17 protein-coding genes are annotated in these 25,371 nt (G+C 66.5%); 9 read left to right on the top strand and 8 right to left on the bottom strand.

The window, feature by feature from the left end; all coding sequences use genetic code 11:
• Positions 1 to 45 precede the first annotated feature (45 nt).
• On the top strand, positions 46 to 2,331 hold the full coding sequence (locus LV28_RS41705; protein WP_038620312.1) for an arginine/lysine/ornithine decarboxylase: 2,286 nt from the start codon (positions 46 to 48) through the stop codon (positions 2,329 to 2,331).
• 377 nt (positions 2,332 to 2,708) lie between these two features.
• The gene (gltS, locus tag LV28_RS41700; RefSeq protein ID WP_038620315.1) at positions 2,709 to 3,935 is read left to right on the top strand and encodes a sodium/glutamate symporter; all 1,227 of its coding nucleotides are present in this window, start codon (positions 2,709 to 2,711) and stop codon (positions 3,933 to 3,935) included.
• 166 nt (positions 3,936 to 4,101) lie between these two features.
• Here the strand turns inward: gltS and argH are convergent, their stop codons facing one another.
• The 3 genes from argH to ppc all read right to left on the bottom strand — a co-directional run bounded on the left by argH (position 4,102) and on the right by ppc (position 9,641).
• Complete coding sequence (argH, locus tag LV28_RS41695) at positions 4,102 to 5,499, bottom strand: argininosuccinate lyase (protein ID WP_023597104.1); 1,398 nt, start codon at positions 5,497 to 5,499, stop codon at positions 4,102 to 4,104.
• A gap of 141 nt (positions 5,500 to 5,640) precedes the next feature.
• Positions 5,641 to 6,408 (bottom strand): chorismate mutase, encoded by a 768-nt coding sequence (locus LV28_RS48455; protein WP_048806553.1) that lies wholly within the window; start codon positions 6,406 to 6,408, stop codon positions 5,641 to 5,643.
• A gap of 278 nt (positions 6,409 to 6,686) precedes the next feature.
• Positions 6,687 to 9,641, bottom strand: coding sequence for a phosphoenolpyruvate carboxylase (gene ppc / locus LV28_RS41685; RefSeq protein WP_038620318.1), 2,955 nt, complete (start codon positions 9,639 to 9,641; stop codon positions 6,687 to 6,689).
• Between the two features lie 79 nt (positions 9,642 to 9,720).
• Here ppc and hemC point away from each other — a divergent pair, with 79 nt between their 5' ends.
• Genes hemC through LV28_RS41670 form a run of 4 tightly spaced genes read left to right on the top strand, consistent with a single transcriptional unit; the run spans position 9,721 to position 13,984 of the window.
• The gene (hemC, locus tag LV28_RS41680) at positions 9,721 to 10,689 is read left to right on the top strand and encodes a hydroxymethylbilane synthase (protein WP_023597101.1); all 969 of its coding nucleotides are present in this window, start codon (positions 9,721 to 9,723) and stop codon (positions 10,687 to 10,689) included.
• 44 nt (positions 10,690 to 10,733) lie between these two features.
• Complete coding sequence (locus LV28_RS48450; RefSeq protein WP_048806554.1) at positions 10,734 to 11,651, top strand: uroporphyrinogen-III synthase; 918 nt, start codon at positions 10,734 to 10,736, stop codon at positions 11,649 to 11,651.
• Positions 11,638 to 12,801: a uroporphyrinogen-III C-methyltransferase gene (locus tag LV28_RS48445; RefSeq protein ID WP_048806555.1), complete on the top strand. Its 1,164-nt coding sequence runs from the start codon at positions 11,638 to 11,640 to the stop codon at positions 12,799 to 12,801. Before LV28_RS48450 ends, LV28_RS48445 begins: the two co-directional genes overlap by 14 nt.
• Positions 12,802 to 12,811: 10 nt before the next feature.
• A complete protein-coding gene (locus LV28_RS41670; RefSeq protein WP_023597100.1) occupies positions 12,812 to 13,984 on the top strand; it encodes a heme biosynthesis protein HemY in 1,173 nt (390 codons plus the stop codon).
• Between the two features lie 90 nt (positions 13,985 to 14,074).
• Here LV28_RS41670 and LV28_RS41665 read toward each other — a convergent pair whose 3' ends face one another.
• The 5 genes from LV28_RS41665 to LV28_RS41645 form a co-directional block, all read right to left on the bottom strand.
• Entirely contained in the window at positions 14,075 to 15,418 is a 1,344-nt protein-coding gene (locus tag LV28_RS41665) for a hypothetical protein (protein ID WP_147291616.1), read from the bottom strand.
• A 253-nt stretch (positions 15,419 to 15,671) separates the two neighbouring features.
• On the bottom strand, positions 15,672 to 17,180 hold the full coding sequence (locus tag LV28_RS41660) for an MDR family MFS transporter (RefSeq protein ID WP_025249624.1): 1,509 nt from the start codon (positions 17,178 to 17,180) through the stop codon (positions 15,672 to 15,674).
• A 145-nt stretch (positions 17,181 to 17,325) separates the two neighbouring features.
• A complete protein-coding gene (locus tag LV28_RS41655) occupies positions 17,326 to 18,642 on the bottom strand; it encodes an MFS transporter (RefSeq protein WP_023597097.1) in 1,317 nt (438 codons plus the stop codon).
• Positions 18,643 to 18,771: 129 nt separating this feature from the next.
• Positions 18,772 to 19,530: an SDR family oxidoreductase gene (locus LV28_RS41650; protein ID WP_038620327.1), complete on the bottom strand. Its 759-nt coding sequence runs from the start codon at positions 19,528 to 19,530 to the stop codon at positions 18,772 to 18,774.
• 150 nt (positions 19,531 to 19,680) lie between these two features.
• Entirely contained in the window at positions 19,681 to 21,156 is a 1,476-nt protein-coding gene (locus tag LV28_RS41645; protein ID WP_038620330.1) for an aldehyde dehydrogenase family protein, read from the bottom strand.
• Between the two features lie 278 nt (positions 21,157 to 21,434).
• Between LV28_RS41645 and LV28_RS41640 the strand changes: the two genes are divergently transcribed.
• The 3 genes from LV28_RS41640 to LV28_RS41630 all read left to right on the top strand — a co-directional run bounded on the left by LV28_RS41640 (position 21,435) and on the right by LV28_RS41630 (position 25,290).
• Positions 21,435 to 22,871, top strand: coding sequence for an FAD-binding oxidoreductase (locus LV28_RS41640; RefSeq protein WP_025249622.1), 1,437 nt, complete (start codon positions 21,435 to 21,437; stop codon positions 22,869 to 22,871).
• A gap of 217 nt (positions 22,872 to 23,088) precedes the next feature.
• Complete coding sequence (locus LV28_RS41635; RefSeq protein ID WP_048806858.1) at positions 23,089 to 24,132, top strand: ABC transporter substrate-binding protein; 1,044 nt, start codon at positions 23,089 to 23,091, stop codon at positions 24,130 to 24,132.
• Positions 24,133 to 24,177: 45 nt separating this feature from the next.
• Positions 24,178 to 25,290, top strand: coding sequence for an ABC transporter ATP-binding protein (locus LV28_RS41630; RefSeq protein ID WP_023597092.1), 1,113 nt, complete (start codon positions 24,178 to 24,180; stop codon positions 25,288 to 25,290).
• The last annotated feature ends 81 nt before the right edge of the window (positions 25,291 to 25,371 follow it).

Here is a 25,371-nt window from a genome sequence, read left to right as displayed (position 1 = left end):
CGGCCGTGTCGGACCGTGGCTCGTTCTTTTGTCGAAGGAACGCCAATGAAATTCCGTTTTCCGATCGTCATCATCGACGAGGACTTCCGCTCCGAGAACATTTCCGGATCCGGGATTCGCTCCTTGGCGGAAGCCATCGAAGCCGAGGGCATGGAAGTCAACGGCCTCACGAGCTACGGTGACCTGACCTCGTTCGCGCAGCAGGCAAGCCGCGCCTCGAGCTTCATCCTGTCCATCGACGACGACGAGTTCGGCACTTTCTCCAGTGAAGCGGGCGGCGAAGGCGAGGGCGAACTGGCGCTGGCCATCATCAACCTGCGTGCCTTCGTGCAGGAAGTGCGCCGCCGCAACCCGGATATTCCGATTTTCCTTTACGGCGAGACGCGCACCTCGCGCCACATTCCGAACGACATCCTGCGTGAGCTGCACGGCTTCATTCATATGTTCGAAGACACGCCGGAGTTCGTGGCGCGTCACATCATCCGTGAAGCCAGGTCTTACCTCGACTCGCTGCCGCCGCCGTTCTTCCGCTCGCTCACGCATTACGCCGCCGACGGTTCTTACTCGTGGCACTGCCCGGGGCACTCGGGCGGCGTGGCGTTCCTGAAGAGCCCGGTGGGCCAGATGTTCCACCAGTTCTTTGGCGAGAACATGCTCCGCGCGGACGTCTGCAACGCCGTGGAAGAACTCGGCCAACTGCTCGATCACAACGGCCCGGTGGGCGCGTCGGAGCGCAATGCGGCGCGGATTTTCAATGCCGACCATCTGTTCTTCGTCACGAACGGTACGTCGACCTCCAACAAGATCGTGTGGCATGCCACGGTGGCGCCCGGCGACATCGTCGTCGTCGACCGCAACTGCCACAAGTCGATCCTGCACGCGATCACCATGACGGGGGCCGTGCCGGTGTTCCTCACGCCCACGCGCAACCACCTCGGCATCATCGGACCGATTCCGAAGTCGGAGTTCGAGCCGGAAGTCATTCGCGCAAAGATCGAGGCGAACCCGTTCGCGCGCGAAGTGCTGGAGCGCGATCCGAACGCCAAGCCGCGTATTTTGACGATCACGCAGAGCACGTATGACGGCGTGATCTACAACGTCGAAATGATCAAGGAACTGCTCGGCAACAACATCGACACGCTGCATTTCGACGAGGCCTGGTTGCCGCACGCGGCGTTTCACGAGTTCTATCGCGACATGCATGCGATCGGCGAAGGCCGCCCACGCTCGTCGGAAGCGACCGTCTATGCCACGCACTCGACGCACAAGCTGCTCGCCGGCATTTCGCAGGCTTCGCAGATCGTGGTGCAGGACTCGGAGGCCCGCACGTTCGACACGTATCGCTTCAACGAGGCATACCTGATGCATACGTCGACCTCGCCGCAATACGCGATCATCGCGTCGTGCGACGTGGCCGCGGCCATGATGGAGCCGCCGGGCGGCACGGCGCTGGTCGAGGAATCGATCGTCGAGGCGCTCGACTTCCGCCGCGCCATGCGCAAGGTCGCCTCGGAGTATGGCGACTCGTGGTGGTTCTCGGTCTGGGGGCCGGAGAACCTGGGCGACGAGGGGACGATCCAGCGCGAGGACTGGGTGCTGCGCGCGAACGACCGCTGGCACGGCTTCGGCGATCTGGCCGACGGTTTCAACATGCTCGACCCGATCAAGGCGACGATCATCACGCCGGGGCTGGACGTGGACGGCGAGTTCGGCGAGAGCGGCATTCCGGCGGCCATCGTCACCAAGTACCTGGCCGAGCACGGGATCATCGTCGAGAAGACCGGCTTGTATTCGTTCTTCATCATGTTCACCATCGGCATTACGAAGGGCCGCTGGAACTCGATGGTGACCGAACTCCAGCAGTTCAAGGACGACTATGATCACAACCGTCCGCTGTGGCGGGTGCTGCCGGAGTTCGTGGCGCAGTTCCCGCGTTACGAGCGTATCGGCCTGCGCGATCTGTGCGATCAGATCCATAGCGTGTACAAGGCCAACGACGTGGCCCGCGTGACCACCGAGATGTACCTCTCGGACATGCAGCCGGCAATGAAGCCGACCGACGCGTTCTCGAAGCTGGCACATCGCCAGATCGACCGGGTGCCGATCGACGAACTCGAAGGGCGTGTGACGAGCGTGCTGCTCACGCCCTATCCGCCGGGGATTCCGCTGCTGATTCCGGGCGAGCGCTTCAACGCCGCCATCATCGAATATCTGCGATTCGCGCGCGACTTCAACGAGCGTTTCCCGGGGTTCCATACCGACATCCACGGGCTCGTCGTGGAGGAGGTGGACGGACGCCCCGAGTACTTCGTGGATTGCGTGCGCCAGTAAGCGGTAAGAAGCGCCAAGAAGCCGCAAGACCGCGGCGAATCGATTGAAGGCGACGCCGCCGTCGAGGCGGAAACGGCCCCGTGCGAAAAGCACGGGGCCGTTTTGCTTTGCGCGCGCCACGTTGCGCGTGCCATATACGCCGGTTTGCTCGCAATGGATTACATGTATCGCCCATGGGCCACGCCACGGTTCTATGGTAACGATGCAATCTTCGTCAACTCGCTGTGAATATGCGCGAAATCGTCGTAAGTTGTTGCGGAGCGGGGGATTGTCATCGATTGGTGGATTCGCTCGACTTGCTCCCATTTAAGATATTTCCCATCATTCCGAAACACTCGGATTGCTAAACTCGTCGCATTTTTCGCGCAGGAGAGGTCATGGACGTCACCGGGGAATGGGTGTTCAGCACGTACGGCACGTTGGTGTGTGCCACGCTGGTGCTGCTGCTTGGCCGCAAGCTGGTGGAGTGGATCGGGCCGTTGCGCACGTATAGCATTCCGGAGCCGGTGGCTGCAGGGTTGCTGGTGGCGCTCGGCACGCTTGGCTTGCGTGAGTTCGGGCGTTTCGAGTTGAAGTTCGACACGACGCTGCAAGGGCCGCTGATGCTGGCGTTCTTCGCGACCATCGGCCTCTCGGCCAATCTGTCGAGCCTGAAGGCGGGGGGCAGGCGGCTGGTGCTGTTCCTCGGGATCGTGGCGGGCATGCTCGTGATGCAGAACGCCATCGGCGTGGGGCTTGCGATGGCGATGGGGCTGCCGCCGGGGGTTGGCCTGTTGGGCGGATCGATCACCCTGGCGGGCGGGCATGGCACCGGGGCGGCCTGGGGCGAGACGCTCACGTCGCGATACGGTGTGCAGTCCGCGTTGGAGATCGCGATGGCCTGTGCCACGTTCGGCCTCGTGCTGGGCGGGCTGCTTGGCGGACCCGTGGCGCGCTATCTGGTTGGGCGCCTGGGCAGCCGGGTGCCCGGCGCGCAGGGGGGGCAGGGGGGACAGGGGGACGTGCCGGAGGGATTCGAGCAGCCTCATACCGTGCGGCTGATCACCGCGCAGGCGCTCATCGAGACCGTCGCCATGATTGCCATCTGCTTGCTGGGGGGCGACGTGATCGCCCGCTGGCTATCGGGCACGGCGCTCGAGTTGCCCACGTTCGTATGCGTTCTGTTTACCGGGGTGGTCGTGCGCAATCTGCTGGCGCTGGTCGGCTACGAGGTGTTCGAGCGCTCGCTGTCGGTGTTGGGCAACGTGAGCCTGTCGCTGTTTCTGGCGATGGCCCTCATGGCCCTGCGGCTCTGGGATCTCTCGACGCTGGCGCTGCCGATGGTCGTGATTCTGGTGGTGCAGGCGATCGCGATGGCGAGTTATGCGATTTTCGTTACGTTCCGCGTAATGGGGCGCAATTACGACGCTGCGGTGCTCGCCGCGGGCCATTGCGGCTTCGGGCTCGGGGCGACGCCCACCGCGATCGCCAACATGCAGGCCGTCACGGAGCGCTTCGGGCCGTCGCATCTGGCATTTCTGATCGTGCCGATGGTCGGTGCGTTCTTTATCGACATTCTGAATGCGCTCATCATCAAGGGCTTCCTGTCACTGCCAATCTTCTGAGCGACGCGACCGTGCGTCTGCGTACGCGCACCGCCCGGAAGCCCATCTCCGACGTATCGCGGGGGGGGGGTGCCCACATCGATTTCAAGCGTCAGCCCAAAAAAATGCCACCCGTCAGTTCACGGGGTGGCATTTTTGCTGATGACGCCGAGCTGACGTCGCGAGCTTACTTCGCGAGCTTCGCGCGGGCTGCCGCAATGGCGCGCTCCACTTGCGCGGGCGCCGTGCCGCCGATGTGATTGCGGCTGGCGACCGAGCCTTCGAGCGTGAGGTAGTCGAAAACATCGTCGCCGACCAGCGGCGAAAATTTCTGGAGCTCCGCGAGCGACAGGTCGGCCAGATCGATGTCGCGGTCCGAGCAGATCTTCACGGCATGCGCCACGATTTCGTGCGCGTCGCGGAAAGGCAGCCCCTTCTTCACGAGGTAGTCGGCGAGATCGGTGGCCGTCGAGAAGCCCTGCAACGCGGCGTTGCGCATGTTGGCTTCGCGCACCTTGATGCCCGGCACCATGTCCGCAAAGATGCGCAGCGTGTCGATCACGGTGTCGACCGTATCGAACAGCGGCTCCTTGTCTTCCTGATTGTCCTTGTTGTAGGCGAGCGGCTGACCCTTCATCAGGGTGAGCAGGCCGATCAGGTGGCCATTGACACGTCCGGTCTTGCCGCGTGCGAGTTCCGGCACGTCCGGGTTTTTCTTCTGGGGCATGATCGAGCTGCCCGTGCAGAAGCGGTCCGCCAGATCGATGAAGCCCACGCGCGGGCTCATCCACAGCACCAGTTCTTCCGAGAAGCGCGAGACGTGGGTCATCACGAGCGCGGCCGCGGCGGTGAATTCAATGGCGAAGTCGCGATCCGACACCGCGTCGAGCGAGTTCGTGCAAACCTCTTCGAAGCCCAGCGTGGCAGCGACCCGTTCGCGATCGATGGGGTAGCTCGTGCCGGCCAGCGCCGCGGCGCCCAGCGGCAGGCGGTTCACGCGGCGGCGCACGTCGAGCATGCGTTCGGCGTCGCGGCTGAACATCTCGAAGTAGGCCATGAGATGGTGGCCGAACGTCACGGGCTGGGCCACCTGCAGGTGGGTGAATCCCGGAAGGATGGTGGCGCTGTGCTGTTCAGCGAGATCGAGCAGGGCGCGGCGCAGGTCGCCGAGATGCTCGCCGATACGGTCGATTTCGCTGCGCAGCCACAGGCGGATGTCGGTCGCGACCTGGTCGTTGCGCGAACGTCCGGTGTGCAGACGCTTGCCGGCATCGCCGATGAGGGCGGTCAGGCGCGCCTCGATGTTCAGATGAACGTCTTCGAGGTCCAGTTGCCACTCGAACTCGCCGCGCTCGATCTCGCCGCGAATCTGCGCCATGCCGCGTTGAATGTCCGCCAGATCCTGCGCACTGATGATGCCTTGCGCGGCCAGCATGTCGGCATGGGCGAGCGACCCGTCGATGTCGAACAGCGCCATGCGCTTGTCGAAGAACACCGACGCGGTATAGCGCTTGACGAGTTCGGAAACGGGTTCGGAAAAGCGAGCCGACCAGGCTTCGCCTTTCTTGTGGAGTTGGGAGGTCATTGTCGTAGCGTGGCTGATCGAGGCCCACCAGGGCGGATTGAAGCGAACTGACGCGAACCGTGGCGATGCACGGAAAACCGCAATTATACAGCCCCGGCGGGCGCGCCACGACACGCCCGGCGCCGGGCCCCGTGTCGGGTGTTACTGCACGGACGACAGTGTCCAGACACGCGGCGGCGCCGACAGGCACAGTCCGGAGGTCGCTTCGTCGAATGCCGCGCGTTGCAGCGCTTCGAGCCTTGCCGCCTTTGCGATTCGCTCGCGCGCCTGATGAATGCGCGCCATGCGCGTCGCATCGTCAGGGAGCGAGCACAGTCGGCCGAGATCGTGCATCAGCGAAGTGCCCAGCCGGTCAAGCGCGGGGCGCAGTCGTGTGTTGAGGTCGACCGGCTCGCCCGGCGCCTGTCCGTCACGCTTCCAGCGCGCGAGCAGGGCCGTCTGCAACAGCTTGCCGGCTTCGATCTGCAGGCGGAAAAAGGTGCGCGCCTGTGCGGGCGTCAGCCCGAACTGCGCGGCCCGTTCGCCCACGTTGTCGAGCAGCGCCTGCTCGCGCGGCGGGTCCTGCACCGGTTTGCCGGAGGCGAACTTGGTGCGCGCGACCGCCTCGCCGATCGCCAGGCGCTCGAGAATGCCGTTCATGAGTGGATCGAGTACCGGATCGATGATCTGACGCCGGCTGGCGGGGCCGTCCGACGACGACGTGGCGAGCGCTTGCGAAACCAGCCGCACGGCGAAACCGCGCACGCCATGCGGCGCGGCATGGGTGAAGGGGGACGCGGGCGTCGGATTCATCGGGGAGGACGCCGCCGTTGCCGACAGTGCCGAAGCGACGCGCGGGTTGCCTGCGTCGCGGCGCATCGTCGTCGCAGCCGTGTCGGCCGTCGCGCTGACGGCACGGGTTCCGGTCATGGCGGAGGCTGTCGCGCCGAACAGGCAAAGTGACAGGGCAACGGCCGCAGCCGTGCGCCGCGATCGCTGGGTCGGGATGTGGCGCGCCGCTGGCGCAGTCGAATCGGAGTGCATGATGGAGAGGTCCCCCGGGGCAGCCATCTGGTCGAATTCGTCGAAATATACCTTCCCAACGGTCGATTTGTCGTTGGGTGGATTCCCAAGAGGGCTCGGAGATGTCCGGGAATCGGCCGGGAGGCGACGTTTTTCGATCGTCGTCTCCCGGCGTCTGCGCTGCGTCAGCCGGTGTTGCGCAGACCGGCCGCGATCCCGTTGATGGACAGGTGGATGCCGCGCCGCGCGCGTTCGTCCGACTCACCCGCGCGGTGGCGCCGCAGCAACTCGACCTGCAAGTGATTGAGCGGATCGAGGTACGGGAAGCGATTCTTGATCGAGCGTGCGAGCAGCGGGTTGTCGGCCAGGCGCTCATCATGGCCGGTGATCAGCGCGAGCGCCTGCGTCGTGCCCTGCCATTCGGCCACGATGCGGCTGAACACGCGCTTGCGCAGTTTTTCGTCCGGTACCAGCTCGGCGTAACGCGAGGCCACGGCCAGGTCGGTCTTGGCGAGCACCATGTCCATGTTCGAGAGCAGATTCGCGAAGAACGGCCAGCGCTTGACCATCTGACGCAGCGTGTCGAGGCGCTTGTCCCGGCCGGCGGCGTCGCCGTCGTCCAGATACGCGCTCACCGCGCTGCCGAAACCGTACCAACCGGTGAGCAGCAAGCGGCATTGCCCCCACGAGAAGCCCCATGGAATGGCGCGAAGGTCCTCGATGCGGCGGTTCTTGGGGTCGGAGAACTTGCGCGAAGCGGGGCGCGACCCGATGTTGAGCTCGGCGATTTCCGCGATCGGCGTGGCCGAGAAGAAATAGTCGGTGAAGCCCGGCGTTTCATAGACGAGGTCGCGATACGCGGCAAATGCCGTGTCCGACAGTGCCTGCATGACCTGCTCGTATGCGGCCAGTCGCGGCGGCTGGTTGCGGCTCGGCAGCAGCGTGGCTTCAAGCGTGGCGGCCACGATCGTCTCGAGATTGCGCCGTCCGATTTCCGGATTGGCGAACTTGCTCGCGATGATCTCGCCCTGTTCGGTCAGGCGAATCTGTCCGTTCACGGTGCCCGGCGGTTGCGAGAGGATGGCCTGATAGGTCGGGCCGCCGCCGCGTCCGACGGTGCCGCCCCGGCCGTGGAACAGGCGCAGGCGGATGCCTTTCTCCTCGAACAGTCGCACCAGCGCGAGTTCGGCCTTGTACAACTCCCAGTTCGAGGTGAGGAAGCCGCCGTCCTTGTTGCTGTCGGAATAGCCGAGCATGACTTCCTGCTCGCCGCCTTGCTGCACCACGACCTCGGACATGCCGGGAATGTCGAAGAACTCGCGCATGATGACCGGCGCATTGCGCAGGTCGGCGATCGTCTCGAACAGCGGAATGACCATGGCGCCGACCTTCGGCTCGACGCCCTTCGCGCCCTTGCCGCCCAGCGCGCCCTGAAACAGGCCCGTCTCCTTTTGCAGCAGCATGACTTCGACCAGATCGCTCACGGTTTCCGTGTGCGAAATGATGTAGTTGCGCACCGCGCGCGCGCCGAAGCGGGCGCGAATCTCACGTGCGGCGGCGAATACGGCCAGCTCGTCGCGCGTGCGTTGCGAGTAGTCGAGATACGGCGAGAAGAGCGCACGCGGCTCGCGCAGTTCGCGCAACAGCAGCGCAAGCTTGGCCGCTTCGTCGAGTTTCGCGTAGTTCGCTTCGACGCCCGCCTTGGAGAATAGCTCGGCAATCACGGCTTCGTGCACGTCGGAGCTTTGGCGCAGGTCGATGCTCGCGAGATGGAAGCCGAACACCTCGGCGGCGCGCACCAGTGGGCCGAGGCGTTGCGAAATCAATGCGCTGCCGTGATGCGCCACGAGCGACGCGACGACCGTGTTCAGATCGGAGATGAATTCGCTGGCGTCGAGATATGGGCTTGCGTCGCCGACCGCGCCGCGATGCGGCACGTGGCCGACCCACTCGCGCGCGGTCGCGGCCAGGCGCGCATACACGCCGATCAGCGCACGGCGATAGGGCTCGTCGGTGCGGTGCGGCGAGTCGTCGGGCGAGCGGCGCGCCAGGGTGAGCAGCGCGTCGCTGGCGCCGGCGAGCAGCTGCGAGACGGAGAGTTCCGCGCCCAGCAAGTGCACTTCTTCGAGGTAGTGCGCGAAGATTTCCGTGGCCTGGCGCGTGATGGCCAGTTGCAGGGTCTGGGCGGTCACGTTCGGGTTGCCGTCGCGATCGCCGCCGATCCAGCTCCCCATTTGCAGGAAACGTCCGAGACCTTCGGCGCGCACGCTGGGCACGGCGTCGTGCAGCTCGGCGGCCACATCGTCGTACAGCGCGGGAATTTCGGACAGGAACGTGCTGCGGTAATACGACAGCGCGTTCTCGATCTCGTCGGCCACCGTCAGGCGCGAGCTGCGCAGCATGCGCGTCTGCCAGAGCGTGGTCACGTAGGCACGCATCGACTCGGTGTTGCGCGAGGATTCGCGCTCGGTGAGCGCGTCGTCGCGATGTTCGAGCAGGCGGGCGACCTCGCGCTCCGCGTCGAGAATGCTCTTGCGCTGGACTTCCGTCGGGTGGGCGGTCAGCACCGGCACGATGAGCGCGCTGGCGAAGAAGGCCTGGAGCGTGGCGGGATCGGCGCGACCGGCGTCCTTCAGGCTTTGCAGCGCGGCGCGAATCGTGCCCGGCTGGGCGCGGCTGCCCGCGAGCGCGTGCACGCGGCGGCGGCGGTTGTGATGCCGGTCCTCGGCGATGTTCGCCAGATGCGAAAAGTAGCTGAACGCACGCACCACCTGGATCGCCTGTTCATTGGTCAGGCCGTTGAGCAGCGTGTCGAGCGCCTTCGCGGCGCTGCGATCGCCCTCGCGGTGAAAGCGCACGGCATTCTGGCGGATGGTTTCGACGAGATCGAACGCATCGCTGCCCTGCTGCTCGCGCAGGACGTCGCCGAGCAGGCGGCCGAGGAAGCGAATGTCCTCGCGCAGCGGGGCGTCCTTGTCTTCGCGCGAACGGCGGGTCTTCGGTGCCGCGGCGGCGTCCGGCACGCGTTTCGCCGGGCGGGGAGTGGATGGTGCCGCGGCTGCTGCCTTCGCGGGGGGAGTGTTGCCGACCGACTTGGCGAGGCCCTCTCGCGGGGCTTTTGCCTTTGCGCTGCTCTTCATGTCGCTCCTCTCGAGACCGGCCGTTGGGGCCGGTCAAGCGTGTTACCATTTTTTCTTTTGGTATTCACGCGGTTGCTGAATGAACTTCGCTGCTCCTGAAACCCTGGTGATCGCATCGCGCGAGAGTCGCCTCGCCATGTGGCAAGCCGAACACGTGCGTGACGCGCTGCACAAATTATATCCGCAGTGCCGCGTCAGTATTCTCGGAATGACGACCCGAGGCGATCAAATTCTCGACCGTTCGCTCGCGAAGGTCGGCGGCAAGGGGCTGTTCGTGAAGGAACTCGAACTCGCCCTGGCCGACGGCCGCGCCGATCTCGCGGTGCATTCGCTCAAGGACGTGCCGATGCAGTTGCCCGAAGGCTTCGCCCTTGCCGCGGTGCTCGATCGCGAAGATCCGTGCGATGCCTTCGTGAGCAACGACTACGACAGCCTCGACGCATTGCCCGCCGGGGCCGTGGTCGGCACCTCGAGCCTGCGCCGCGAAGTGAGTCTGCGCGCCCGCTATCCGCACCTCAAGGTCGCACCGTTGCGCGGCAACCTCGACACGCGCCTGGGCAAGCTCGACCGCGGCGATTTCGCCGCGATCATCCTTGCGGCGGCGGGCCTCAAGCGGCTCGGCCTCGGGGCGCGCATCCGCGCGGTCATTCCCACCACGGCGAGCCTGCCCGCGGCCGGTCAGGGTGCGCTCGGCATCGAAGTGCGGGCCGGACGCCCGGACATCCTGCAATGGCTTGCGCCGCTGCACCACGCCCGCACCACGCTGGCCGTGAGCGCGGAGCGCGCCGTGTCGCGGGCCTTGGGCGGCTCGTGCCAGGTGCCGCTTGGCGCGTTCGCCGAATTCACCGCGCAGGGCGACCTGGCGCTGCGCGCGTTCATCGCGTCGACCGACGGCGCCACGGTGCTGCGCGCGCAAGGCGCCGCGAACGTTGCCGAAGGCGACGTGGCCGCTGCCGAGGCGCTCGGCCGGCAAGTGGCGCAGGAACTGATCGATGCGGGTGGACTGGCGTTGGTGCCGCCGTCCGACCCGAAGGACTCCCCCGTTTGAGCTCGCGCGCACCGGCAATGCCTCCCGTCGCGGCCGGGACCCGCGTGTCCGGCGCGACAGGCGCGCTGTGCGCGATTCTCACGCGTCCCGACGGTCAGGCGGACGGCTTCGCCAGGGCGTTGAACATCGAAGGGATCGACACGCTGGCGTTTCCGCTGCTGCACATCGCTGCCCAGACGGACGCGGCCGCGCTCTCGGCGCTCGATCGCGCACTGCGGTCGCTGCCCTCCTACGCGCTCACCGTGTTTGTATCACCCAATGCCGTGGCGCACGCATTGGCGCGATTCGTCCATCTGCATTCTCGCGATAATCGAGACACGGCCGACGCCCGTGCCGGCGACCTGTGGCCGCGGGCGTTGCCGGTGGCGGTGGTGGGGCCGGGCAGTGCGCAGGCGCTTGCCGAGGCGGGCATCGCGCCGCCCCGGCACCGTGTGATCGTGCCGCCAGGCGGGCCCGCGGCGCGTTTCGATTCAGAGGCGTTGCTCGAACAGATCGACCTCGCGGCACTGGCCGGGCGTCGGGTGCTGCTGGTGCGTGGCGACGGCGGACGGGAATTGCTTGCCGAGACGTTGCGCGCGCACGGCGCGCAGGTCGATATCGTGAGCGCCTACACGCGGCGCGCGCCACAACCCGACGCGCTCGCCTGGGCGGCGCTCGAAGCCCGGATGGCGTTGCCGGGGCCGTGCGTATGGGTGCTCACGAGCTCCGAAGCGGTGCGGCATCTGGCCACGCTGCTCGCGGCGCGGTACGGTACGCGTGACGGCGTGCACACGCCGGGCACCCCGCAAGTGCTTGCCCAAATCCTTGCGACACCGTGTTTGACGTCGCATGCGCGCATCGCAGATGCCGCGCGGGCAGCGGGGTTTGATAGGATTACGCAGTGCGCGCCCGGCGACGAGAACTTGCTGGCGGCACTCAAAACATGGGCGGATCCCATTCAAGTCAAGCATGACGACAGATAATCGCGTTCCCGAGTCTTCCCAAAACCCGTCGGCGCCGAGCGGCGCGGCGGCGTCGAACAGCACCGCGAGCCCCGCGTCGGGCGGTGCGACCTACGGTACGGCGGGCGCCGCGCCGGCGTGGCAACCGCCCGAACCGCCGCACAAGCGTCGTGGCACGGGGGCGGCGCTACCGTGGCTGCTTTTCGTGCTCGTGTCGGCCGGGGCCGGCATTGGCGGCTGGTCGCTCAACCAGAAGCTCGACCGCGTGCAGCAGGAAATGGCACGCCGGCAGCAGGCGGGCGACGCGCAGGTGATGCAGGCGCAGGTGCGCACGGCGCAGGCGCTCGACAACCAGCGTGACTTGCAGAACCGGCTCACGGCCCTCGAAGGGCGTGTGGCCGATTCGCGCAGCCAGCAGGCCGCGCTCGAGCAGCTCTACCAGGAGCTCGCGCACAACCGCGACGAATGGGTGCTCGCCGAGACCGAGCAAATCGTCACGAGCGCCAACCAACAGTTGCAGCTCACCGGCAACGTGCGTGGTGCGCTCATCGCGCTGGAAGGGGCGGATGCACGTCTGGCCCGCACCGGCGCGCCGCAGCTCGCCGGCGTGCGCGACGCGCTGAAGAAGGACATCGACCGCCTCAAGGCCGTGCCGGCCGCCGATCTGCCGCAACTGACCGGCAAACTCGATCAGGCCATCGCCATGATCGACACGCTGCCGTTGCAGGCCGAAGAGCAGCGCGTCGCACCGAAGGCGGACGCCAGCGGCCCCGCCGGGGCGGGGGAGACGGGCTGGGTGGCCACGTGGCACCGCCTGTCGTCCGAAATGCTCGGCAGCCTGAAGCAACTGGTGCAGGTGCGCCGCCTGGACGACCCGGATGTGATGCTCGTGGCGCCGGAGCAAGGCGCCTTCCTGCGGGCGAACCTCAAGCTGCGGCTGCTCAATGCGCGCCTGGCGCTGCTCGCGCGCAATGCGTCGGCCGTGCATGGCGACGTGGTCGTGGCGCAGGCCGCGCTCGACAAGTACTTCGACGGCAAGTCGCGGCGCATTGCCGCGGTCAAGACGCTGCTCGACCAGATCGACGCGGGCGCCCGCACGATCGAACTGCCGACCCTTGACGCCAGCCTGACCGCCATCGGTCAGGTCAAGGACGTCAAGGACAAGCCGTAAGGAGCCGGGCATGCGAGGACTGATCTGGTTGACGCTCCTGTTCGCGGTGGCGGCCGGTTTTGCCGTGCTGGCCACGTTCAATCATGGCCAGGTGGTGATGCTGGTGCCGCCGTACCGGGTGGACGTATCGCTAAACCTGTTCGTGCTGGCGATGCTGGCGTTGTTCGTGGCGCTGTACGTCATCATTCGCGTGCTGCGCAACATTTACAAGATGCCGGAGCGGGTGGCGGCGTACCGCAATCGCCAGCGCAGCCGCCGCGCCAACATCGCGTTGCGCGACGCCGTCGCAAACCTCTTCGCCGGACGCTACACACGTGCCGAGAAAGCCGCGCGCGAGGCTGCCGAGCAGGACGACAATCGCGGCGTGGCCGCGATCATCGGCGCCCGCGCGGCGCACCGCATGCGCGAGTTCGCGCGTCGCGATGCCTGGCTGGACGAGGCGCAGGGCGCCAATCTGGAAGAAGCGCGTCTGTTGCAGACGGCGGAACTGCGCGTGGACGCTCGCGATGCGCAAGGAGCCCTCGATGCGCTCACGGAAATGCGTGCGCAGGGCGCTCGCCGCATGCAGGCGCAACTGGTTGCGCTGCGTGCGCATCAGCATCTGAAGCACTGGCCCGAAGTGCTGGGCCTGCTCAAGATGCTGGAAAAGCGCGAGGCGCTGCATCCGGCGCTCGCCGCCAAGCTCAAGCAAACGGCCAGCGAAGGCATTCTGCGCGATCACCGTCACGACGCGGACGCGCTGCTCAAGTGCTGGCAGGAGCTGCCGGCCGATGCACGGACGTCGTCGCGCATCGCGGACGTGGCGGCGGAATTGCTCGTCGCGCTCGATCGCCCACGCGAGGCGCGCGACATCGTCGAGGCCGCGCTCGCCGAGCACTGGGATGCGCGACTGCTGCGACGCTACGCCGAGTGCGCGGGCGGCGACGCGTTGCCGTTGATCCAGAAGGCGGAAGCCTGGCAGCAACGTCATCCGAACGATCCCGACCTGCTCTATGCGCTGGGCAAGCTGTGTCAGCACCAGCGTCTGTGGGGCAAGGCGCAGACTTTCCTGGAGGGGGCGCTGCGTTACACCGACGATCGTCATTTGCAGCAACGTGTGCATCTGGCGCTGGCACAGCTCTTCGAAGGCCTGGGCCAAATGGAGCAAGCCAACCGCCACTATCGCGCGTGCGCGACAGCCTGAGCGGAACGTGTGGCGGCAAACGCGCCATCGCGATTGAAACACCCGCGCAATGCGGGTGTTTTTTTATGCGCGAGGCGGTCTTCCGTTGGATCAGCCGACGGCTGATGACGCGGACGACGCTGACGACGCGGGCAACACCGGCAGTGCGCCCGACGTGCCGCGGCCGAAGGTGAACTGGTAGTACATGGCGAAGGTGGCGGCGAGGAGGTCGTCGAGCGGCGGTCGCGCATAGACGCGAGGGTCGCCCTCACTGGCCCGGCGCAATCCGCTCAGCAATGCGATGCAATCGGCATAGGCGAGGTCCAGGTCGTCGTAGCTGTCCTGCAATGCCGCGATGTCCGCCATGCGCTGCATGAGCGCCGACGCATCGACGGCATGCAGCATTTGCAGGTTCTCGTAGATCGTCGTAAGCGCCGAGGTGAGGGTGCCGGCGTTGTCCGACTCGAGCGCTCCGTCGATGACAGCGCTCGTCACCTCGTGGCGGGCGCTCGCGGGCGCGTGGCGCAGGAGCGCGCTCACCAGTTCGCGACTGTCGCAGAGCCCGGCGAGATGCGAGATATCGTTGGCGATCCTCAGGCAGGCATCGGCGCGGTCCTGCTCGGGCAGACTCTCGATCGCATGGGCGAGCGCGGTCACTGAGCCGGAGCCGACGAGTTCGCCACACCGCCCCACGCCATCGTGGATGTGTCGCCACTCGCGCGACCTTGCCGTGTGTGGCAGTTGCCGCAGGTGGGCAAGCCGTGTGGCCAGCAGTCCGAGAAACCGCTCGCTCACGCTCGCCATTGCCAGGTCGGTCGCCAGCGCGACGCTGTCGCCGCTTTGCCTGAGCAGGCCATGGCTGGCCGCGGTAATCATGCGCGGTTCGAAGTCCAGCGCCAGCGCATACAGGGATTCGAAGCCTTGCAGCCAGCCGTGCGTCGCCTGTTGCTCGGCATGCCTGCGGATCAGGCCTTCGAGCACGTCGCGCGCGGCCGGGTAGTCCGCGGTGCGCAGGAAGTGGGAGACGGCGGCGCGCGCCTCGGGGGCCGCCTCGGTGTCGGACAGCTTGGCGAGTGTGAGTTCGAGCGACGGGTTGCCGTGGAGCGAGGCGGTACCGGGCGTCATGTGTGTCCCGTGTGGCACATGGCGGGCGTGGGGCGCGTGGGGTGACGACAGTCCTCGCTTCAATGCCGGCGCGAACCCGGGCGCGCCGTCGCCCAGGTCGATGGCGTTGCGACGTTTGATGACGCGCACCGCCTTCGGCGGGAGCATCAGTCCCGGCGCTGCGCTCTCGGGTGCCGTCATGGGCCCGTCGTTCGCGCACGCGCCGTGCGCGAGCGCATGGAAGTCCTTCACGAACGGCGACCAGGGCGTGGTGCACGCGCGGCTGCCGGCTTCGGACGGGGCCGAAGCGGGGCTGGCCGCAGCGGGGCCGGACGTGCTGGAAGGGGACATGGAGGCGGGCGACAAGAACATCGTGAGCGTCTCTTCCTGTGGGCTGAGGGAGCGCTTACTGTGCAACGCAACCGAGTCGAGCGACTTTCACATTGCGTCCGACCGATCCGCGGACAAATCACATTCGCGCGGGCGGGCTCGCCATGACCGCCGCGCGGCCGTTCGCCGCCGCCAAGTCGCGCTCGTGCCCGTCGCCAGATCCCGGAGGCGGGTGCCGTGTGCCGGGTGCGAGAAACGATTTGTGCCGGTGGCGCTACTCGATCGCAGTGGCTTCGTTGCCCGAGCTCTGTCGCAGCGGCAATTCGGGCAGGCGGCTCAACGCGACGATGGCCAGTGCCGCGATGAACGCGCTGCCGGCGAAGAACGCGCCGAATGCGAGGCGCAGGTGACTTTCCATGCCCGCCGGCGCGCCGCCGGGGCGCAGGAAGTCGGTCAGCTCGCGTGGCGCGCCGCCGTCCCCCGAAACCAGCAAGCCGACGATGAGGGCGCCGAACATGGCGACGCCGATCATGCCGCCCAGCGCGCGGAAGAACGCATGCGCGGCCGTGGCGATGCCGATATCGCGCGGGGCGACGGCGTTCTGGGTCGCCACCGTCATGACCGGCATGGCCGAACCGAAGCCGATGCCCACGAGCGCGAGACAGAGCGCAATGACCACCAGCGGCAGCGACTGCACGCCCAGCGCGATGACGGCCAGACCCAGGAACGCCACCGGCAGTCCGATCTGGGGCGGACGCTTGTAGTGCCCCGTGGCCCGCATGTATTGCCCGGCACTGAGCGCGCCGACCACGATGCCCAGCAGCGGCAGCATCAGCATCAGCCCGGAGCGGCTGGCCGACTCGCCACGTTGCAGTTGGAGGTAGAGCGGCACGTAAATGCCGATGCTGATGTTGACCATCATCACGAGCACCGCCATGGTCGAGGTCATGCGGAACACCGGGTTGGCGAGCAGTGCCACGGGCAGCAACGGCTCGCGCACGGCGCGTTGATGGCGCAGGAACACGCCGGCCACGACCACCGACGCGGCGACCAGGCCGCCGATCTCCAGCGACAGCCAGGCGTAGCGATGCCCGCCCCATGTGAGCGCCAGCAACAGGCACACGGTGGCGACGATCAGCAACACTGAGCCGAGATAGTCGATGCTCGGACGGCCTTCGCGTCGCGGCAGGCGGCGCAGTGCGCGATCGCTCAGGTAGATGGCGAGCAATCCGAGCGGGAGATTGATCCAGAAGATAAGGGTCCAGTTCAGGTACTGCGCGAACACCCCGCCCGTGACCGGACCGGCAACGCCGGAGACGGCGAACATGCCCGAGATATAACCCTGATAGCGTCCCCGCTCGCGAGGCGAGACGATATCCGCGATCACCGTGTTCGACAACGCGATGAGTCCGCCGCCACCGAGCCCCTGCACGCCGCGCGCGACGATCAGTGCGAGCATGCTCGGCGCCAGCGCGCACAGCACCGATCCCACGAGAAAGACCGCCACGCTCACGGCGATGACGACGCGTCGTCCGAACAGATCCGAGAGTTTGCCAACGATGGGCGTGATCGCGGTCGACGAGAGCAGATAGGCGGTCACCACCCACGATACCGCGTCGAAGCTCCCCAGATCCCGCGCAATGGTGGGCAGCGCGGGCGCGACGATGGTCTGGTCGAGCGAGCCGAGGAACATGATGAGCAGCAGTCCCGAGAGGATCTGCTTGACCTCGGCGGGCGTGAGCGAGACGCCGGCCGGCGTCGTCTGGGAATCGTTGGCGGGCATGCGGATTCGGGGGCAAAAAAACAGGCCGTCCCGGGGAGGACGGCCTCAGGCATGTTACTCCGATGGCGGCAACCCAGCCAGCCGCCCCGTGGCGCCTCGGTCTCGGCGCTCGAGACGAGGTTTCGTCAGGCGATCCGGTGCGGCCTCACCTGTTGACGAGGCGCGCCGGGACCGAGAGCGTGAGCAGTCCGCCGAGAATCATGAAGGCGGTGAGCAGGAACATGCCGCTGTTGGTACTTTGCGTGGCGTCCTTGAGAAAGCCGATCAGATATGGGCCGACGAAGCCCGCGAGGTTCCCCAGCGAGTTGATCATCGCGATGCCGGCTGCCGCGGCAGTGCCGCCGAGAAACGCGGTGGGCAGGCTCCAGAACAGGGGCAGCACGACCATGATGCCCATCGTGGCGAGCGTGAGCGCCACCATGGCGAGCTGTGTGTTGTGGCTCCAGGTGGTCGACAGGAACAGGCCGACGGCGCCGAGGAACGCGGGAATCGCGATGTGCCAGCGGCGTTCGCCGCGAAGGTCCGAGCGACGCCCGACCACCACCATGGCGATAACCGCGAAGAAGTAGGGAATCGCGGTGAGCAGGCCGATCTTGAGCGGGTCCGTCACGCCCGTGCCCTTGATGATCGTCGGCAGCCAGAAGCCCACACCGTACAGGCCGATCACGAACGAGAAATAGATCAGGCTCATCATCCACACGCGGGCGCTGGAGAACACCTGGCTGAGCGGCAGGTCCTCCTTGGTCAGCACGTCGCTGGCAATGTTACGCTCGAGCATGGTCTTCTCGGCGTCGTTGAGCCACTTCGCATCGCGGATGCGGTCGTCGAGCACGAACAGCACGGCAATGCCGATCACCACCGACGGAATGGCCTCTAGCAGGAACATCCATTGCCAGCCGGCCAGCCCGTTCACGCCGCTCATGTCCTTGAGAATCCAGCCCGAGAGCGGGCCGCCCACCAGTCCCGAGATCGCCACGGCCGTCATGAACCACGCGGTCATGCGCCCGCGGCGCGACGCGGGGTACCAGTACGTGATGTACAGAATGATGCCGGGGAAGAAGCCCGCTTCGGCCACGCCGAGCAGGAATCGCATGACGTAGAACATCGACGGGGTGGTGACGAACATCGTCGCGCCCGAGATGATCCCCCACGAAATCATGATGCGTGCAATCCACACGCGCGCGCCCACGCGGTGCAGGATGACGTTGCTCGGTACCTCGAAGATGAAGTAACCGATGAAGAAGATGCCCGCGCCGAGACCGAACACGGTCTCGGAGAACTGCAGGTCGCCGACCATTTGCAACTTGGCGAAGCCCACGTTCACACGGTCCAGGTAAGCAACCACATAGCAAAGCAGCAGAAACGGAATCAGCCGCCAGCCGACCTTGCGGTAGGTGGCCGCCTCGAAATCCGCCGATGGCGCATCGGTCATCGGTGACGGGGGCGTCGGAACGCTGTTCATACGAATCTCCTCCGGTTTGACGTTGTGTGTCTCTCTTTATGGTTTGAATCCGGTAACGAGTACTACGACTGCGGGTACGACGACTGCGGGGTGACAGTCAGGCTAGGGGATGCGAAAACGGGCGGCGGCTCAGATGCAGCGTCCGCCGTCGACTTCCAGGCACACGCCGGTGATGAAGGCGGCGTCATCGCTCGCGAGGTAGAGGCAAGCGTTGGCAATGTCCTGCGGGGTGGAGAAGCGCCCGAGCGGAATGCCGGCGAGGAATTTGGCGCGATTCTCGGGGGTGTTGGGCACGCCCATGAACTCGGCGGTCAGGCCGGTATCGCCGATGACGGGATTGACGCAGTTCACCCGGATATTGCGCGGGCCGAACTCGGCCGCCATGGCCTTGCTGGCGGTGATGACGGCGCCCTTGCTGCCGTTGTACCAGACGAGTCCGGGGCGCGGACGCACGCCAGCCGTCGACGCGATGTTGATCATCACCCCGCCCCCGCGCTGCTGGAAGTAGGGCATGACGGCGCGCGCGCTCCAGAAAATGCTTTTGACGTTGACCGCATAGACGCGGTCGAATTCGGCCTCGGTCACTTCGAGCATCGGTTTGTTGCGATGCGTGGTGCCCGCGTTGTTGACCACGACGTTGAGCTGGCCGAAGCGGGTGACGGCCTCGTCGAGCAGGGTGACGTGATCCTCCTCGCGCGACACGTCGCCGTACACGAAGGCGGCGCGCCCCCCGGCGCCGGCGATCTCGGCCGCGACACGTTCTCCGGCCTCGCGGTTCAGGTCGTTGACGATGACGGCCGCGCCTTCGCGCGCGAAGGTTCTGGCGATGCCTTCGCCGAAGCCGGAGCCCGCGCCGGTGACGATGGCGACTTTGTCTTGCAAACGCATGCCTTGTCTCCTGAGTTGCCTGTGACGAACGCGGCGCCGGCGCGCATGCCTTGTATTACCCCCGCCGGATCGGCCCAGACAGGGGAGGCACGGGGCGCCGGATGTCGAGCCGCGCGCTTTTTAGGGGTTTCGAGGGGCGCGAGCCGCGAATCACCCGTGCCGGATGGCGACCGTCTTGAGCGTGGTGAAGCCGTACAGCGCTTCAAAGCCCTTTTCGCGCCCGTGCCCGGAGTGTTTCATGCCGCCGAACGGCAGCTCCACACCGCCGCCCGCGCCGTAGTTGTTGATGAAGACCTGCCCCGCGCGGATCGCCCGGGCGAGTCGCAACTGGCGGCCGCCGTCGCGCGTCCAGACACCTGCCGCCAGCCCGTAGGGGGTGCCGTTGGCGAGTCGCACGGCGTCGGCTTCGTCGGTAAACGGCATGGCCGCGAGCACCGGACCGAACACTTCCTCATGCGCCAGGCGATGCGTGGGCGGCACGTCGCGCAACAACATCGGCGCCTGATAGAACCCGGCCTGCGGCGCACTCGCGATCACTTCTCCCTGCGACATGATGGCAATGCCATCGTGCTGCGCTTCGGACAGGAAGTCCCACACGCGCTGCTGTTGTCGTGCGTTGATGAGCGGCCCCAGATCGAGATCGTCCCGCGATGGCCCGACGCGCAGATGGGCGAACGCCTCGGCCAGATGCGCGAGCACGGTTTCGTAGGCATCGCGCTCGACCAGCAGGCGGCTGCCGGCCGAGCAGGTCTGGCCCGCGTTCTGCACGATGGCGTTCACGACCACCGGCAGTACGGCGTCCATGTCGGCGTCGGCGAAGACGATCTGCGGCGACTTGCCGCCGAGCTCCAGCGTGACCGGCGTGTGGTGCTCGGCCGCCATCTGCGAAATGAGCGTGCCGGTCGCGGGCGAGCCGGTAAACGAGATGTGGTCGATGCCGGGATGCCGGGCAAGGGCGGCACCCGCTTCCGCGCCGTACCCCGTGACGATGTTGAGCGCCCCCGGCGGCAGGCCGGCCTCGAGCGAGAGCTCCGCCACGCGCAGCAGCGACAGGCAGGCGTCCTCGGCCGGCTTGACCACGCACGCGTTGCCGGTCGCGAGCGCGGCGGCCACGCTGCGCCCGAAGATCTGCAGCGGGTAGTTCCACGGAATGATGTGGCCCGTCACACCATGCGGCTCGCGCAGGGTGAAGACGGTGAAGCCCTGCTGGTACGGAATTGTCTCGCCGTGCAGTTTGTCGGCGGCGCCGGCGTAGAACTCGAAGTAGCGAACGATCGCCGCCGCATCGGCACGCGCCTGCTTCAGCGGCTTGCCGGTGTCGCGCGCTTCGCGCTGTGCAAGGTCTTCCTGATGCCTGGCAAGCAGGCTGGCGAAGCCATGGAGCACGCGCCCCCGCTCGGCGGCGGACGTTCGCCCCCAATCGCCCTCGAACGCGGCACGCGCGGCTTGCACGGCGCGGTCGATGTCTTCGGCGTCGCCCCGGGCGATGTCGGTGAAGGGCTGGCCGTCGGAAGGATCGATGACGGGGATGACGGCATTGACTGCACTGGCGGACGTGGCAGAACCGGCGGCCCGTCTTGCAGGCGCGACCCATTGATTGCCGATGAAGTGTGTAGCTTCGGGCATGTCGACGGCACCTCGTGTAAAGGGTGGAGCCATTATCACTTAACTCGCGACGGCGTTGACGGTCGTATCGGGCGCATCCGCATAAACACCTAAAACGATTGCATTGCAATTAAAGCTATTTTATTGCAATTTTTTCTCGCCTATCCTTGATCACGTTGAATCGCCAGACGGGCGCTCGGTTGAGTGCGGTACGTCGCGGGCGAGGCTTGTGCATACCGTGGCGACCCCCGTCGGGCAAGGCGCTTCAGGGCAATCGTGTTCCTCCGGAGTAGGCAGCAATGAACAATGCAGTAACGCGCGGCACGTTGGTCTCACGTTTGCAGGACGCGCTCGGCGCCACCGCCGTGCTCGGCGACGCTTCCGACACGGCCGGATACACCGAAGACTGGCGTGGGCGTTATCGCGGCGAGGCATTGTGCGTGGTGCTGCCGTCGTCGACCGCGCAGGTGAGCGAAGTCGTGAAGCTGTGCGCGGCGGCGGGGGTGCCGATCCTGCCGCAGGGCGGCAATACGAGTCTGTGCGGCGGCGCGGTGCCGCCAGCGGTCGGTGCGGCGCCGGTCATTCTCAATCTCGCACGCATGCGCCGGATTCGCGACGTCGATGCCGCCAACGGCTCGATGGTCGTCGAAGCCGGGTGCATCCTGAAAACGGTGCAGGACACTGCTGCCGAGGCGGGACGTCTGTACCCGGTCAGTCTCGGCGCCGAGGGCTCGTGTCAGATCGGCGGCACGCTCTCGACGAACGCGGGCGGCACGAGCGTGCTGCGTTACGGCAACACCCGCGAGAACGTGCTCGGCCTTGAAGTCGTGTTGGCCGACGGCACGGTCTGGAATGGCCTGCGTGCGTTGCGCAAGGACAATACCGGCATCGATCTCAAGCAACTGTTCATCGGTGCGGAAGGCACGCTGGGCATCATCACGGCGGCTGCCCTCAAACTGCACCCGTTGCCCACGCATCACGCGCTCGCCTGGTTCGCGCCGCGCGATCCTGCCGCCGCCGGACAGATTCTGGGCATGTTCCAGAACGCCTGTGGCTCGCGCCTGTCGGCGTTCGAGATCATGAATCGGCATCAGCTCGACCTGGTGCTGGCCAACGTGCCGAACCGCCGCAATCCGCTCGGCGGGGCGCACGACTGGCATGTGCTCGTGGAACTGGGCGACACGCGCGACGCCGAAGGGCTCGAGGCCGTGCTGACCGAAACGCTGGGCGAGGCCATCGAGCGGGGACTGGTGGAAGACGCGGTCATTGCCGCGAGCGAGACGCAGCGCGCCGACCTGTGGGAAGTGCGCCACAGCGTGAGCGAAGCCAACAAGAAGGCCGCGGTCGGCCTGACGACCGATTGCGCCGTGCCGGTATCGAGTGTCCCGGCGTTCATCGACGCGGCAACGCGCGCCGTGCACGCCATTGTGCCGGGGCTCGACATTGCCGTGGTCGGCCACATGGGCGACGGCAACGTGCACTTCATTCCGATGTTCTCGTTCGCCGAATGGGATGCGCTGGCCGACAGTGCCGCGATGGGCGACGCGATGCGCGCCTGCGTGAACGACGTGGCGGCGCGCCTGTCGGGCACGTTCAGCGCGGAGCACGGTGTGGGCCAGACGGGCCTGCCGCTCATGGCGCGCTACAAGGCGCCCGCCGAACTCGCGCTCATGCGTCGCGTGAAGGCGGCGCTCGATCCGAACCAGTTGCTCAACCCGGGGCGCCTCGTTCCCTGAACCCCCGGGCCCGCGAGGGCCTCGGGACCACGTCAACGTTTTGCTGTTTGTTTTGCCATAACTGCGCGCGCGGCGGCTGTGCCTCTGCGCTCCGCTGCCGCGCCCACCCTCCCAGCCAAGACCGGAGACCATGATGAAACGCAAGACCTCCGCAAGCCCGCTCGATACCACCGTCGACAACGCAGCGACGCTCGCACAACCGGGCCGCCGCACGGCCATGAAGACCGCGCTGCTCGGCGCCACGGCCGTGGCGTTCCCGTTCGTGTGGACGCCTTCGCGCGCCGCCTCCAAGCGCATCGTGGTGCGCGATGACGGTGGGATTTACACCAAGGCGTACGACGCCGTGTTCTACAAGCCGTTCGCCAAGGCGACCGGCATCGAGGTCGTGGGTGTGCAGGCCAACGCCGAGCCCACCGCGCAGATCAAGAGCATGGTCGAGGCCGGCAGCTACACGTGGGACATGGCCAAGATCAGCCAGCCCGCGATCCTGTTGCTGACCGGGGGCGGCAAGGAATATCTGGAGCGCCACGGCCTCGAGGCGGATCCGACCATCGCCAAGATTCCCAAGCAGTACATGTCGCCCTTCGGTGTGGGCACCAACATCTATTCGACCGTGCTTGCGTATCGCACCGACGCGTTCAAGGGCCGCAAGGCGCCGTCGTCGTGGGCGGATCTGTGGAACGTGAAGGACTTCCCGGGCCGCCGCTCGCTGCGCAAGTATCCGTTCGACACGATCGAGGAGGCGCTGCTCGCCGACGGCGTGGCCCCGGGCTCGGTGTACCCGTGCGACTTCGACCGGGCGTTCAAGAGCCTGGACAAGGTCGCCAAGCAGGTGGCGGTGTGGTGGACCACGGGCGCGCAGGTCGAGCAGATGCTCGGCTCCGGCGAAGTGGACATGGTGGCCACGTGGGCCTCGCGTGCGCAATCGGCGCAGGCCAACGGCGCGCCGGTCGAGATCGTGTGGAACCAGAACATCTGGGGCTGCGACAACTGGTCGATCCTCAAGGGCACGCCGAACGCGCCCGCCTGCCGCGAGTTCATCAAATTCGCGAGCGACCCGAAACGTCAGGCCGAACTGGTGAAATTCTTCCCGGCCGGCCTCACGCAACCGGAAGCGTTCAACTACGTGAAGCCGGAAATCGCGAAAAACTGCCCCACGTTCCCCGAGAACATGAAGAGCGGCGTGCACATCAACGCGCAGTTCTGGCAGCAGAACCAGAGTGCCGCGCTCGAACGCTTCAACCGCTGGATCCTGACCTGATCCTCACCTGCCGTTTCGTTTCATGTTTTATGGGGTGCTGATCTCATGACCATTGCCAATCTCCAGGTGTCGGGCCTGTCCAAGCGCTACGGCGATTTCGTCGCGCTCGCACCGACCGACCTCGATGTCGCCCAGGGCGAATTCCTGACCTTGCTCGGGCCCAGCGGCTCGGGCAAGACCACCTTGCTCTCGCTCATCGCGGGTCTGTCGCAGCCCGACGCCGGGGCCATCCGCATCAACGGGACCGATGTCACGTATGGCGCGCCGTACGAACGCGACATCGGCATGGTGTTCCAGAACTACGCGCTGTTTCCGCACATGACCGTGGCGGAGAACATCGCCTTCCCGTTGCAGATGCGTCGCACCGACGCACAGGCCGCGCGCAAGAGGGTCATGGACGCGCTGGAAATGGTGCATCTGCCGCACGTGGCGGAGCGCTATCCGCGCGAGCTCTCGGGTGGGCAGCAACAACGTATCGCGCTCGCGCGATGCATGGTGTACCGGCCGTCCATCATCCTGATGGACGAGCCGCTCGGTGCGCTCGACAAGAAGCTGCGCGATCACATGCAGCTCGAGATCAAGCGCATTCACCGCGAGCTCGGCACCACCATCGTGTATGTCACGCACGATCAGGAAGAGGCGATGACGATGTCGGACCGCATTTGCCTGATGAACGCGGGCGAAATTGCCCAACTCGGCACGCCGGACGATCTGTACTTCCGTCCGAAGAGCGTGTTCGTGGCCGACTTCCTCGGCGAGTCCAACCTGCTCGACGCCACCGTGCTCGAGCGCGCGGGCGATCAGGTGCGCGTGGCCATGCCCGGCGTGCAGGGCTCGCTCGGCGCCGGCGCCATGGTCTACGACCCGCAGGTCGAGCGCGGCCGTCCGGTCAAGCTGATGCTGCGTCCGCAGAACCTGCACATCCACGACGGGCAGCCTGCGGCCGACGGCATGGCCACGATCTCGGCCAGGCTCACCGACATCATGGTCACTGGCGGCATGACCAAGCTCTACCTGCAATCGGCGCTCACCGACGGCGACGCCGGCAAGTCGCTGGTGGCGGCGTTTCCCACGCATCGTCAGGGCAACCGCTTCGAGATCGGCCAGACGCTCGGTCTCGCGTGGCGTGCCGACGACGCCGTGGCGATCGCGGGGTAAGCCATGAGTGCCTCCGCCGTGGTTCGTCCCTCGTCCTCCCAGCCCGTCCACCCCGCGCCGCGCCGCTCGCCGTGGCGAGCA

The organism is Pandoraea pnomenusa, assembly GCF_000767615.3.
In the GTDB taxonomy this organism is placed as follows: domain Bacteria; phylum Pseudomonadota; class Gammaproteobacteria; order Burkholderiales; family Burkholderiaceae; genus Pandoraea; species Pandoraea pnomenusa.
Note: the sequence above shows the minus strand (reverse complement) of the source record. Positions and strands in the feature narration are given on the sequence as shown.

Bases quoted from the DNA above. Each gene is read 5' to 3' on its own strand.
- gltS (WP_038620315.1), top strand. From the start codon at position 2,709: ATGGACGTCACCGGGGAATGGGTGTTCAGCACGTACGGCACGTTGGTG.
- LV28_RS41670 (WP_023597100.1), top strand. From the start codon at position 12,812: ATGCGAGGACTGATCTGGTTGACGCTCCTGTTCGCGGTGGCGGCCGGT.
- LV28_RS41665 (WP_147291616.1), bottom strand. From the start codon at position 15,418: ATGTCCCCTTCCAGCACGTCCGGCCCCGCTGCGGCCAGCCCCGCTTCG.
- LV28_RS41705 (WP_038620312.1), top strand. From the start codon at position 46: ATGAAATTCCGTTTTCCGATCGTCATCATCGACGAGGACTTCCGCTCC.
- LV28_RS41660 (WP_025249624.1), bottom strand. From the start codon at position 17,180: ATGCCCGCCAACGATTCCCAGACGACGCCGGCCGGCGTCTCGCTCACG.
- hemC (WP_023597101.1), top strand. From the start codon at position 9,721: ATGAACTTCGCTGCTCCTGAAACCCTGGTGATCGCATCGCGCGAGAGT.
- LV28_RS41645 (WP_038620330.1), bottom strand. From the start codon at position 21,156: ATGCCCGAAGCTACACACTTCATCGGCAATCAATGGGTCGCGCCTGCA.
- ppc (WP_038620318.1), bottom strand. From the start codon at position 9,641: ATGAAGAGCAGCGCAAAGGCAAAAGCCCCGCGAGAGGGCCTCGCCAAG.
- LV28_RS41650 (WP_038620327.1), bottom strand. From the start codon at position 19,530: ATGCGTTTGCAAGACAAAGTCGCCATCGTCACCGGCGCGGGCTCCGGC.
- LV28_RS41640 (WP_025249622.1), top strand. From the start codon at position 21,435: ATGAACAATGCAGTAACGCGCGGCACGTTGGTCTCACGTTTGCAGGAC.
- LV28_RS41630 (WP_023597092.1), top strand. From the start codon at position 24,178: ATGACCATTGCCAATCTCCAGGTGTCGGGCCTGTCCAAGCGCTACGGC.
- LV28_RS48455 (WP_048806553.1), bottom strand. From the start codon at position 6,408: ATGACCGGAACCCGTGCCGTCAGCGCGACGGCCGACACGGCTGCGACG.
- LV28_RS41635 (WP_048806858.1), top strand. From the start codon at position 23,089: ATGAAGACCGCGCTGCTCGGCGCCACGGCCGTGGCGTTCCCGTTCGTG.
- LV28_RS41655 (WP_023597097.1), bottom strand. From the start codon at position 18,642: ATGAACAGCGTTCCGACGCCCCCGTCACCGATGACCGATGCGCCATCG.
- argH (WP_023597104.1), bottom strand. From the start codon at position 5,499: ATGACCTCCCAACTCCACAAGAAAGGCGAAGCCTGGTCGGCTCGCTTT.
- LV28_RS48445 (WP_048806555.1), top strand. From the start codon at position 11,638: ATGACGACAGATAATCGCGTTCCCGAGTCTTCCCAAAACCCGTCGGCG.